13 protein-coding genes are annotated in these 11,838 nt (G+C 47.6%); 11 read left to right on the forward strand and 2 right to left on the reverse strand.

What is annotated here, in order from left to right:
* From C7K08_RS10520 to C7K08_RS10545, 6 genes are all read left to right on the forward strand, one after another.
* Positions 1 to 455: AlbA family DNA-binding domain-containing protein (locus C7K08_RS10520; protein WP_241537205.1), on the forward strand; the 455-nt coding region annotated here is incomplete at its 5' end.
* 23 nt (positions 456 to 478) lie between these two features.
* Complete coding sequence (locus tag C7K08_RS10525) at positions 479 to 805, forward strand: transposase (RefSeq protein ID WP_206603840.1); 327 nt, start codon at positions 479 to 481, stop codon at positions 803 to 805.
* An 8-nt stretch (positions 806 to 813) separates the two neighbouring features.
* A complete protein-coding gene (locus C7K08_RS10530; RefSeq protein ID WP_241537206.1) occupies positions 814 to 1,695 on the forward strand; it encodes an IS3 family transposase in 882 nt (293 codons plus the stop codon).
* 255 nt (positions 1,696 to 1,950) lie between these two features.
* Positions 1,951 to 2,169 carry a hypothetical protein gene (locus tag C7K08_RS16080; protein WP_193464830.1) on the forward strand — a complete coding sequence of 73 codons (219 nt, stop codon included), beginning with the start codon at positions 1,951 to 1,953 and terminating at the stop codon, positions 2,167 to 2,169.
* Between the two features lie 148 nt (positions 2,170 to 2,317).
* Positions 2,318 to 2,710 carry a hypothetical protein gene (locus tag C7K08_RS10540; RefSeq protein WP_106500576.1) on the forward strand — a complete coding sequence of 131 codons (393 nt, stop codon included), beginning with the start codon at positions 2,318 to 2,320 and terminating at the stop codon, positions 2,708 to 2,710.
* The gene (locus C7K08_RS10545) at positions 2,707 to 2,919 is read left to right on the forward strand and encodes a type II toxin-antitoxin system RelE/ParE family toxin (protein ID WP_193464831.1); all 213 of its coding nucleotides are present in this window, start codon (positions 2,707 to 2,709) and stop codon (positions 2,917 to 2,919) included. Before C7K08_RS10540 ends, C7K08_RS10545 begins: the two co-directional genes overlap by 4 nt.
* 341 nt (positions 2,920 to 3,260) lie before the next feature.
* Here C7K08_RS10545 and C7K08_RS10550 read toward each other — a convergent pair whose 3' ends face one another.
* Positions 3,261 to 3,488, reverse strand: a complete 228-nt coding sequence (locus C7K08_RS10550) for a hypothetical protein (protein WP_106500577.1) — start codon at positions 3,486 to 3,488, stop codon at positions 3,261 to 3,263.
* 165 nt (positions 3,489 to 3,653) lie between these two features.
* On the opposite strand from C7K08_RS10550, the gene C7K08_RS10555 reads away from it, so the two are divergent.
* Positions 3,654 to 5,612, forward strand: coding sequence for a polysaccharide biosynthesis protein (locus C7K08_RS10555; RefSeq protein ID WP_241537207.1), 1,959 nt, complete (start codon positions 3,654 to 3,656; stop codon positions 5,610 to 5,612).
* On the opposite strand, the gene C7K08_RS10560 is transcribed toward C7K08_RS10555, so the two are convergent.
* A complete protein-coding gene (locus C7K08_RS10560; RefSeq protein ID WP_106500578.1) occupies positions 5,590 to 8,064 on the reverse strand; it encodes a GumC family protein in 2,475 nt (824 codons plus the stop codon). The two genes, C7K08_RS10555 and C7K08_RS10560, sit on opposite strands and share 23 nt — an antisense overlap.
* 112 nt (positions 8,065 to 8,176) lie before the next feature.
* Here C7K08_RS10560 and C7K08_RS10565 point away from each other — a divergent pair, with 112 nt between their 5' ends.
* The 4 genes from C7K08_RS10565 (at position 8,177) to hisS (ending at position 11,689) form a co-directional block, all read left to right on the forward strand.
* Positions 8,177 to 9,217, forward strand: a complete 1,041-nt coding sequence (locus C7K08_RS10565) for an SLBB domain-containing protein (protein ID WP_241537208.1) — start codon at positions 8,177 to 8,179, stop codon at positions 9,215 to 9,217.
* Between the two features lie 14 nt (positions 9,218 to 9,231).
* Positions 9,232 to 9,723: a protein-tyrosine phosphatase family protein gene (locus C7K08_RS10570; protein WP_106500579.1), complete on the forward strand. Its 492-nt coding sequence runs from the start codon at positions 9,232 to 9,234 to the stop codon at positions 9,721 to 9,723.
* Positions 9,724 to 9,992: 269 nt separating this feature from the next.
* A complete protein-coding gene (locus tag C7K08_RS15230) occupies positions 9,993 to 10,439 on the forward strand; it encodes a hypothetical protein (RefSeq protein WP_133165224.1) in 447 nt (148 codons plus the stop codon).
* On the forward strand, positions 10,436 to 11,689 hold the full coding sequence (hisS, locus tag C7K08_RS10580) for a histidine--tRNA ligase (protein WP_106500584.1): 1,254 nt from the start codon (positions 10,436 to 10,438) through the stop codon (positions 11,687 to 11,689). Before C7K08_RS15230 ends, hisS begins: the two co-directional genes overlap by 4 nt.
* The last annotated feature ends 149 nt before the right edge of the window (positions 11,690 to 11,838 follow it).

Here is an 11,838-nt window from a genome sequence, read left to right on the forward strand (position 1 = left end):
GACTAATGGTGATGCAGAGATCCATTAACGAGTTGCTCACCACTCCCGAGGGCAAGACCTTCGAGTGCAAGCGCGATCTCTCCTCACCCCTGAACCTTCTCAAGACCCTGGTGGCCTTCGCCAACAGTGCCGGTGGGGTGGTTTTGATCGGAGTGGCCGATGCCAGCCGAGAGGTGATCGGCCTGCAAGAGCCGTTGCAGTCCGAGGAGCAGCTCTGCAACCTGATCGCCGATGGCATCGCACCGCGCCTGGTGCCGAATGTGGAACTCGTGGCCCATGCCGATCTGAACCTGCTGCTGGTGGAGGTGTTCCCCAGTAGCCAGCGCCCCCATCACCTGATCAAGCAAGGCCCCGAGCAGGGTGTTTTCGTGCGCCTGGGGTCCACCAATCGCCAGGCTGATTCTGAGCCTCCCCCGTTTTCAAGGACAGTGTTTAGAGAGTTGCTTTTACACTGACCCCATGAAAACCAATGATCACAATGAATGCCCCTTCTACGCCACGCCGTTACAGCGATGAACAAAAAGCAGAGGCTATTGATTTCTGCCTAAAGGAAAACCTTTCTTGCGCTAAAGCAGCTCAACGGCTTGGCTTGCATCCAAGCATCCTTTCCCGTTGGTTGCGGCAATATCGCATTGATCAAGGAGAAGCACTACCTGTTGATCGTGGCTTGCTAAATACAAGTGAACGAGATGAACTAATTAAACTCCGAAAGGAAATTCGTGAATTACGGAGAGAGAAAGATTTTTTCAAGCTGGCGGCAGCGCATTTTGCAAAAGATCAGCTGCCGCAGAAAGGTTTCGGTTAATTCAGCAATTGCAAGATCGCTTTCCAGTGCTTTGGTTAGTGAAAAAACTGCAGGTAGCCCGTAGCGGTTATTACAGCTGGCTGCAAAGACAAAGCAACCCAGGTAAACGAGCTAAACAAGATGACGAAATTGCCGCAGATATTGAGGTGGTATTTAAAACCCATCGCAGCCGCTATGGATCGCCACGTATTCATCAGGAACTACGTGGTAACGGCCGCCATATAGGCCGCAAACGGGTTGAGAGGCTAATGAAGCGGCAAGGCATACAGGCACTGCAGCGCAGACGTTTTAGGTGTTGCCCAAAACAAGAAGAAGGAAATAAAATTGCAACAAATATCTTGTTGCGTAAATTTAATCCAACAGAACCAAACCGATACTGGTGCGGTGATATTACCTGCATCCGCACCACAGAAGGCTGGCGTTATCTTGCTGTATGGATGGATTTATATTCAAGGCGAATTATAGGCTGGAAAATTGGAAGTAATATGGAAGCAGAATTAGTAACAAAAGCATTAAATAGGGCTTTAATTTTAAGAAGAATAAATCCAAGTAAATTAGTTGTTCATACCGATCAAGGTAGTCAATATACTGGAAGTAAATATCAGAAACTATTAATAAAGAATAAAATCAACTGCAGCATGTCTCGCAAGGGCAACTGCTGGGATAATGCGGCAATGGAAAGCTTCTTTTCTACCTATAAATTAGAAAACAATCTAGATGATAATAGTAAAATTCTGCTAACACCATTGCAATTGCAAAGTGAAACTACGAGTTGGATTGAGGAATATTACAATCTAAATAGACGACATTCAAGCAACGACTACCTAAGTCCGATTGACTACGAAAATCGGGCACTAAAAGGCAGTATTATTAATGAGCAGGCTTCCTAAGCAACTGTCCACAAAAACGGGGGAAGCCCAGCAGCGACTGGCTGATTACCGAAACTCACAGCGCCCTTGGGATGAAGCTCAGGCTGGCTGGCTTTGATCATGCGATGCACCGTGCTGCAAAGGCACTTGGCCTGAAGCCGGAATTAGATTAAAAACCATTCAGCTGGATTAGCCACTTCTCTTCTAACTGGGAGCAGGCTCTAACAGTTATGCACTCTTCTGATTGGTGCTACTCAGGCCCACTTGGGGGGGCGTGTGGACGGTGCTCAAGTGGTTATCAAGAGTTCATTTACTCTCCGAGAAGATCAGCATGCCTATGCCAAAGCTTTGGTAACCGCTGGCGGAGGCCTTCGTTGCCTGGCTTTGGATCGTGCTGAGCAGCGGGAAATCCAGCTGCTGGCCGTGGTTTTTGGTGGCCAAATCCACCAGCGCCGCATGTTGGTGCGCCTGTTGCAAAACAGTTCCCAGGTTTGAGCACGCCGCTGGAATGTGATGTGGCCGGCCCGCAAACGGGTGGATTGTGGGGTTTAGGGCTTCAGGCCGCGCGGCGGGCCACCCGTGATTCCACGGATATCCTGCTAGTGTGCCTGTACTATCATGTGTAGGGTTTGGGCTGGCTACAGTGGTTTTGGGATTTGACCGTCAAGGCTGGATCACGGTTTTTGCCGGCCTGCTCCTTGCCCTGATCACCCTGCTCACGAGTTACGACCATGTCGACATCCTTGGAGCCGCTTCCTTCGATCTACCGCAGCAAGCAGGAATTCCTTGCATCGCTGCCGCCGTGGCGACGGCTATTGCAGAAGCTCAATTGGCATCCAACGATCGACGTCGACGTGGAGTGCTACGCGATCGAGCAGAGGCTGCAACGGCTCGAGAGCGAGAACGCGCGGCTCGCGCAGATCAACTCCAGGCTCGAGCGCTTCGAGCGGGAGCACTTGTCTGGCTCGACCCCACCTCCCTCCACAGAAGATTCCTACAGCTGATTGCCACCGAACTCGCTGGTGGGGGCTCTTGACCAATTGGTGCTACTCAGCTCCCCTGCGTGGAGAATCACACGATGATCTCCTGCCTGGCCTTCGCCACCTGGCTCTGGATCCTGCTGTTTATTGGTTTCAACCCCGCGCTGAGCAGCGGGAAGTCCAGGTGCTGGCCGTGTTTTTTGGTGGCCAAAACCACCAGCGCCGCAAGTTGGTGCGCCTGTTGCAAAACAGTTCCCAGGTTTGATGGCGTTCCCTTCTTCTCACCTCCGCCATCAGCTCAACCGCTGCTGGAGGAATACGGCGGGTTTGCTTGAACTTCCTTTTCCTGCCGCGGTGCTCAGGCCTGTGGCCTCGTGAGCACCGCTGGCAGGTTGTGCGTATGCCGTTACCAGCTGAATGCCCAAGCTGTGGCTTGGGGCGATTTGTTTATTAATCCATTCCCCACACCCTATTCAGCTTGGCTTTTCACACACCATATATGGTGTGCCCTTGGGGTTAACGGAATAGAGCGCGCGGAATAAAATTTTTATTTGCTTTGCGTATGCCGCTATCGGTATACTATTACAATCAAACCAGTGCTATGGACTAACTGATAATTATTCCGATTGGCTTTAGCTGCAGTAGCTGCAGGCGTTGCTTGAGTTGTTGTAGTTGGTCACGGCCACAATCACCAAGTTCAACAGCAATTATTGATTGCTCACATACACGCGCTTGATGTAGTGATGAGGCATCATTAAAAACAAGCCATTGCAACCGCTGACCTAGCTCATCAGCATCCAGGTTTAATTTAGTTAATATGGGTAAGCCAAGCAATTGTTGAAGATCTTCTTAATCTCAATTCAATTTACACTCTTGAAATGGCCCATACTGGGGTTTTATGCAAAATCTGCATCTTTCAATTAAAAAACCGCTGCTGCTACCAACCGTTATATATTGCAAGCCATGGTAAGAAATTTTCTTGTTCCTGGTGTTTTTAAGGTGCGGCTCAGATCCTTAAGGGCGGATCGCACTTTGATCCCTAGGCGTTTATTAATGCTTAGCTGTGATGCATTTGTATTGCTAATTGGCTTTTGGGGTGCCTTTGCCTTGCGCCTAAATCAACTCTGGCCGCTTCAGTTTCAGCAAGCTTTGCCTTTGCTGCTGCCCCTCTGGCTTTTGGGATTAGCCACACTTGTTTTAAGCCGTTGGTATCGAGGTTTAACCCGCACCACCGGTAGCTTTTCCTTATACGGCTTGCTACCTCGCACTGGCCTGATTGTTGTTTTGCTATTTGCATACACATCCTTGTTTGGTTTTATTCAACCCCCCCGTTCTTTTTGGTTGTTGTTTTGGGGTTTGATTACCGCTGGCTTGATTGTGAGCCGCATTTTGGCCCGCGATTTATTGCGGCTACGCCTTGAACGTTTACAGCAATTGCTCCAGGGGGCAACGCCAACCGGCATAGCAACCTTGATCTATGGCGCTGGGGAAGCAGGCCATCGCCTGCTGCAGGAATTACAACTTGACGCCCGTTTTAATGTTGTTGCTGCCGTAGACGACGACCCCGCCCTTTGGTACAGGCGTTTGCAACGGCTAGAAGTTCATAACCCTGAATTAATACCAGAACTAATCATTAACCACGGTATCAAACAGGTGTTATTGGCCTTGCCATCGGCTGTGCGTAGCCGTAGGCGGGAATTAGCCACCAGGTTCCGTGCCATGGGCCTTGAAGTGCTAACGATGCCCTCTTTAGCTGATTTAGCCAGTGGCCGGCTTCGGGTAAGTGAATTGCGAACAGTGGCCATTGAAGACTTACTTGGCCGTGAACCATCAACACCTATAAATGGTTTATTGGAAGCAGCCGTAAAAGATAAAACAATCCTTATCACCGGCGCAGGTGGCAGCATCGGCAGTGAACTATGCCGCCAAGTGCTTGCTTTAGGTGCCCATAAATTATTACTGCTTGATCGCTCTGAATATGCTCTATACACAATCCATCAAGAACTAATTCAACTTATTAATACTTCAGTAAACACTAATCCATCAAATACTCAAGCATCAAATACCCAGTTATTGCTGCCGGTGCTTGCTGATGCAGCCGATCAAACAATACTTGAAAACCTTTGCCGTAACCATGGAGTGGATGGCCTAATCCATGCGGCTGCCTATAAGCATGTGCCATTGGTTGAAGCGAATGTTTGTGCTGCTTTGGCTAATAATTTAGGCAGCACCACTGCTGCGCTTGCCGCTGCCCGTAATTGCGGCCTTGAACGCTTCACATTGATCTCCACCGATAAGGCCGTTAGGCCAACCAATGCCATGGGTGCCAGCAAGCGAGCTTGTGAAATGTTGCTGCAAAATGCGGCAGCTCAAATTAATGATTGCGGCCATGGCCCTAAATGTTCAATGGTGCGTTTTGGTAATGTGCTCGGTTCCTCCGGATCTGTGGTGCCCCTATTTCGTCAGCAAATTGCCGCTGGTGGCCCCGTAACTGTTACCGATCCTGAAATTACCCGCTTTTTTATGACGATCCCAGAAGCGGTGCAATTGGTGTTGCAAGCAAGTGCCATGGCAAGGGGCGGTGAGGTTTTTGTGCTTGATATGGGTGAACCGGTAAGGATTGCTGATTTGGCGCGTCAAATGATTCAACTTTCTGGCTGTAGTGTGAAAGATGCAAACAATCCAAATGGTGAAATCGAATTGCAATTCACGGGCCTTAGGCCCGGTGAAAAGCTCTATGAAGAACTACTGATCAATGCCAATGATCAAGAAACATCACACCCCTTAATTCGCCAAGCAAGGGAGCAATTTATGGCTGCCGATCAATTAGATCAGCTCTTGCTGCAATTAAACTCCATAATTGCAAGCCAAGATGATCAAGCAGCCAAATTGCTTTTGGCCCGCATCGTGCCCGAATATCAGCCAAGCCTTGATCTTATCCATCAAGCCAACCCATAATTTTACGCTTTAGGCTGGTGGCAGTTTGCTGACCATTCTTACCATTAACGCTTGATTCATCCTCGGCAACTTTTGCGCCAGAGATATTTGAATCATCATTTGCGTAATAATTATAATCATGGCCAGCATCATAGGCTCCATAGCCATACTTACCGTAACCGTAACCGTAACCGTAACCGTAACCGTAACCGTAACCGTAACCGTAACCGTAAGCAGAGGCAGAGCGGCTTTCTTTTTTAACAGCATTGGTAACAATACCTAGTAAAGGTGCTCCAGCTGTGCAGATGCGCTGGATTGATTCCTTAGGTAAGCCTCTGTCAACACGAGCTAAGCTAACAAGTAATATTATTCCATCTAGATGTTCAGCAACTAACATTGCATCGGCTAAACCTAATACTGGAGGTGTATCATAAATAATAAGATCGAATTCGCCGCTATTTGCTAAATCATTTATCAAAGCACCCATCCTGTGGCTGCTCAATAATCGGGCTGGATCTGGCGGCCTCCTTCCGGCGGTGATTACCGACCAGTTATCTCTGCCTTTAACAGGCTGAATCGCTTGGCGCCAATGCAGATTACCATCATCTGTAAGTAGATTACTCAATCCCTGAATATTATCTTGACCTAAACGGTGATGTAATTGTGGCTTCCTAAGATCAGCATCTATCAATAAAACTCGTTGACCCATTTCACTAATAGTTTTTGCGAGAAGAATATTTACTAAGGTTTTCCCTTCCGTTGGCAGTGAACTGGTGATAGCGATGCTGCGTATGGGGCGATCACTGTTAAGGAATCTCAAACTCGAGAATAAATTACGAAAAGCTTCCTGATAAAAAAAGCGTTGATAGCCAGTGAATTCAGCATTTCTTGCTTGGGCATCAGTGGCGGTTGTGCTTTTATCATTGGCGCTGCCAAGGCTATCTAATTCTTCAAGCAGAAATCGTTTTTCTTCACGCACACCAGCAAAGAATTCAACGTGGGGGATGTGTCCCAATAGGGGTAGTTGTAATTCCTGTTGTACTTCCCCTGGATGATGAAATACATGGTCCATGCGATCCCGCAATAAACCAGCGGCTGCACCTGCAACTAATCCCAATACTGCGCCAAGGGCTAAGTTACGCGGGATGCTTGGTTTTACTGGATTTGGATTTATTTCAGCCGGGGCGATAACCTGCCATGGCACGGTTCGCTGCGCTATTTCAAGTTGAAAATTTTCTCGGGCTTTAATAAATCCGGCTAGATTTTCTTGCGCAATGCTCAATTTTTGGTTTAAGGCTTCATATTGCTTGATAAGTTGTGGTTGCTTTTGAAATTCGCGAGTGAGCGTTTTTTCTTGATTTTGCACTGCTGCAATTTTAGTATTATTCATTGCTAAGGCGGCATCAACAGCATCTAGCTCTTTGCCTTTAAGTAGTGGTAGGAGTTGGTCTCTTCGGGCTGTTAAACTGCGAACTGTTGGTGATTCAGCTCTAAATTTTGCCCTCGCTTCTGCTAATTGCTCCTCAACTTTAGTAAGTTGCTCCAGCAGTGAAGGATTGGCAACGGTAACGTTTACGCCTTGATTAGCTCCACCGGTTCCGCTTGATCCACCAGCATTATCTTGAAAACTGCGAGCTGTTAACCGGCCAGCCTCGATTGATTTACGCATGCTTAGTAGGCGCAATTCTTCAACTTGTAGAAGCCTTAATTGATCTTCAATGCCAGCTATCTTTAGTTTTTGCGCGGCACCTTCTTCCGTTGGTAATAGCTGATTGTTTTTTTGACGAAACAAAGCTACCTGAGCTTGTAATTCACCTGTTTTTGCTTGTAGGGCCGGTGCTTGGCGATCAAGAAAACGCAAACCATCATTGAGCCGCTGCTGGCGTTGTTTTAATGAATAACCAAGATAATCTGTTTTTAGGGCTTTCAAAATTTCACTGGCCCTCGCCGGCTCTCTATCAGTTAGGGTTACAGTTAAAACTCCTTCGGCTTCCATCTGTTTGCTGCCGCCAGTTTTTATTGTTATTTGGTTAGATAAAGCTGCAGTTGTTGTATCAAAACGTGAGGCTATTGCAGAAAGCAGCATAGGGCTGCGTAATACTTCTATTAACGTTGGTGTATCACTTTTTGTGCTGTTCCTAGCAAGGGATTCAATCATTGAATTACTTACTATTTCTCCACCACCTGTGGCACCCCTGTTCTCATCACTAATTGGATCGGTAATCAGGAGCTGAAAACTACCTTCATATACAGGTCTAAATATTCTTTGGTAGGCGGTGTAGCAGCCGCTAAGTATTAAAATTGCAACAAATGTGGCGCCCACCACTCGTTTGCGCCTTTTTAGCGCTCTCCAAAGTTCCCTTAGATCGATTTCATCGCCGACTGCTGTGTTGTTCAGTTCCCGAACCTGCACGGGCTGAATTGAACTTGCCAGAATTGGCGAATGCCCTGGGGCAGGAATTAAATTTGACACAGCTTTCTTACTGGCACATTATCCTAACTGTAGCGCACCATACAAGTATGATCAGGCGTGGCGGTTAAAGCACCGTCCCTGTTTAATTTTTCTTTCTAATTGTTGGGGAATTTTGTTTTCACTACTCCTCGCTACAACCCTTCAGCTGGCGCAAGCTGCTCCCATATTTAAAGCTGCATCTTTACCTCAATTTGATTCCTACATCCTCGGGGCTGGGGATCAGGTTGAACTTAAACTTTTGGATGCTCCCGAGCTTTCGGGCATCCTTGAAATCTTAAACGATGGCAGCAGTTCGCTTGCTCTTCTGGGTAGTGTGCGTTTATCAGGTTTAACCCTTAATCAGGCTACCAACTACCTAACCCAACTCTACGGTAAGCAACTCCTGCGCCCGGATCTACAGCTAAAGGTGGTGCGGCCTAGGCCAATCCGTGTGGCATTAGTTGGCGAGATTGAACGTCCTGGTTTGTATTCCCTAACTACAAGTGAAACAGTTAGCACCACAGGGTCTAGCCAAGCAGTTAACGTGAGTGGCTTGCCAACTCTTGTTGATGCCATTCAAAAGGCAGGTGGAATTACCTATAATGCTGATCTGAGCAAAGTAAGTATCCAGCGCAAATTGCCTGGAGCTGAAGGTTCACTTAAGGAAGCTCGTTTTGATCTACTCGCCCTTGTTCGGCAGGGGGATCAGAAACAAAATCCCCTACTTTTTGATGGCGATAGCATTCGTATTGGCAGGGCCGAAACACCAGACGCTGAAGCGATTGAACTGGCAGCTAATAATCTTTCTCCTAAACAAATTCGTGTGTTTGTTGTGGGAGAAGTTAAAACTCCTGGCAAACTGGAATTGCCCGCTAACACACCCCTAGTACAAGCTGTTTTGGCTGCTGGCGGACCAAGTAATTTCAGGGCCAATAAAAGCAATGTTGAATTAGTTCGCATCAATCGCGATGGAACAGCAACCCGCCAGGTTTTTTCTGTTAATTATAGCCAGGGTGTTTCAAGATCATCAAACCCCCCTCTGCGAGATGGTGACACCGTAGTGGTTAATCGCAGTATTTATGGCACCACTGCAGATGCCATTAACGCCGTTGGCGGCCCCTTAACAAGCCTTGCGAGTATATTTACGTTGATCAGATTGCTAGGCACCAATTAATTTATTTTGTTGCAATGAATAAAGCTCTCGTTAAACCATCCGTTCGATTTCATTTTAGCTGGATATTAAATGGTTTATTAGCTGTTGGCCCTGCACCTAGGGCCCATAGACACATCGACCGCCTCAGTAATGCTGGTTTCAGATCAATACTCAGCCTGTGTGCTCCTGCTGAAGTAAGCAATCAAGAGCCTGGGCTGATTGTTGAGCTTCAAAATAAATTTAACTATTTGAATTTTGTTTTGCCCGACCACCGCAGCGGTAGGGCCCCCACTATCTCTGAATTGCAGCAAGCTTTAGTTTTAGCTGAACAGGCCCTATTTAATGCGCCACCCCTATACGTGCACTGTGTGGCAGCAGTTGAACGTTCCCCCCTGGTGTGCATGGCAATTTTGCTACAACGCAAAGGAATTTCGCCCTTAGCCGCGTTGGATTATATGCAACAGGTGCACCCTGGCACTAATCCTCTGCCTCAGCAGCTAGCTTTACTCAATAGTTTGAAACCGTGATTCGTTGGTTATTGTTCTCGGCAGTTTTTATTTGGCTTGCTTTGCTTTTCTTTCCTCATGCGAAGCTTAATCAAGCAATGTTTGAGGATTTTAAATCCGGCCCAATTAAGCAACCAGTGCTTGTTCCGCTTCCCCCTTTGCCACTATATGTTGAACCTATAAAACCCCTTTCTTCCGTTGAATTAAAGCAGAAATCTATTCAAAAGCCAAGAAGTTTTAATAGCTTAATTAAGCCTTCGCCCACAAATTTCCAGGCAAATCAAGCGCCGATGCCAGCCAATCAATTGCTTGCAGATGGCCCACCTAGTGGTGCAGAGGCATTGGGTGGTGTTCTTAGCCTCGATTCACTTAATGAACCAACTATGCCGCCAGCTGCTCTGGTGGAAAGGGCCCGCTGGCAGGCCAGTGCAAATCCATTGCTGCCATTGCCGAGCGAATGGCGTAGTTTTTTTCGTAAGGTGCTTGGTTCTGCTACCGCAGAGCTTGCCCCAGCCATGCAATGGCATCAGCCGGTGGCTGGTTTATGTACAACGGAGCTTGTTCCAGTGTTGCTGCGTTCAAATGCAAAACCTATAACGCTGAGGCAACCAAAAAATTCATTGGCCCTTGCTGCCCATGGCCAGTGGCTGCAGGAAGCGCCCCAGCCACCTCCAGGCCAGCAGCAGGCTTTACTACTGCACCTAGATCCAATAACCCAAGGACCTAAATGCAAGTGAATCAATTGCAAACCCTGCGGGGGATGGCAGATCAATTGCCAATGGGCATCAATGGCTGGCAGCAGCTAGAAGCGATAGGTCGCGAACATATGCGTAGGGCATGCGTAGCTGAAATCCGCACCCCATTGCTAGAAGCAACTGAGTTGTTTGCCCGTGGTATTGGCGCTGCCACTGATGTGGTGGGTAAGGAGATGTATACGTTTATTGATCGTGGTGAGCGCAGCTGCACTTTGAGGCCAGAAGGCACTGCTGGGGTGGTGCGCGCTGCAATCCAAAACGGACTCTTAAGCCAAGGCCCGCAAAAGCTTTGGTATAGCGGAGCGATGTTTCGCTATGAACGGCCACAAGCTGGAAGGATGCGTCAATTCCATCAGCTGGGGCTTGAATTTTTAGGTTTCAACGAACCCCGCAGTGATGTGGAAGCAATAGTGATTGCCTGGGATTTATTAATGGATTTGGGTTTAAAAGAGCTCAAATTAGAACTGAATTCCCTTGGCAGTAAAGAAGATCGCCTTAATTACCGCAATCAATTGGTGAATTGGCTAGAGCAACATCAAAACCAGCTGGATCCCGATTCCCAAGAACGTTTACAAACAAATCCATTACGAATCTTGGATTCCAAAAATCCAAATACCCAGGAATTATTAAAAACCGCACCAGATTTATTAGCTGCCCTATGCCCCGAAAGCCTGGAGCGGTTTGAGCAGGTGCAGCAGGGTTTAACTGCCTTGCAGATTCCATATCAATTAAATCCACGCCTGGTGCGCGGCCTTGATTACTACGGCCACACCGCCTTTGAAATCACAAGTAGTGCCCTTGGTGCCCAGGCCACCGTATGTGGAGGCGGTAGGTATAACGGCTTAGTGGAACAGCTTGGGGGTGCACCAACTGCCTGCATCGGGTGGGCGATGGGTTTAGAACGTTTGGTTTTATTAATGCAAAATCAAAGCAGCACAACAGCTGCGGCCCCTGATTTATACGTAATAAGCCAAGGCGAAAAAGCAGAAGCTATCGCAATAAATGCAGCGCGCGAATTACGCCAAAAGGGCCATCGGGTGGAACTTGATCACAGCGGGGCAGGTTTTGCAAAACAAATGAAACGGGCGCTGAAATCAGCTGCCCCTTTGGCTTTGCTGATCGGAGAAGCGGAAGCCAGTAGCGGCCAGCTGCAACTAAAAAATCTTCAAACCAATAGCAGTGAACTAGTGGAACTGCACCAGCTCTTGAGCTTTTTCTCTCCTACGCGATAGTTGCAGATTTCTAATGGAACCTCGAAAAGCAAAGTTTGCTGGCTTCAGACCTTAAAAAATGCCTTTCGACAGATGGTAATCATACAAACCATCCCCAATAGTGAAACAGAATTACAGTTTATGTAATTTTATTAGTTAATTAAATGCTG

Origin of the sequence: Synechococcus lacustris str. Tous (genome assembly GCF_003011125.1) — a bacterium.
Lineage (GTDB): Bacteria > Cyanobacteriota > Cyanobacteriia > PCC-6307 > Cyanobiaceae > Synechococcus_D > Synechococcus_D lacustris.

Coding starts and splice junctions, on each gene's coding strand:
- C7K08_RS10525 (WP_206603840.1), top strand. CDS start 479: ATGAATGCCCCTTCTACGCCACGCCGTTACAGCGATGAACAAAAAGCA.
- C7K08_RS10570 (WP_106500579.1), top strand. CDS start 9,232: ATGAATAAAGCTCTCGTTAAACCATCCGTTCGATTTCATTTTAGCTGG.
- C7K08_RS15230 (WP_133165224.1), top strand. CDS start 9,993: ATGCCAGCCAATCAATTGCTTGCAGATGGCCCACCTAGTGGTGCAGAG.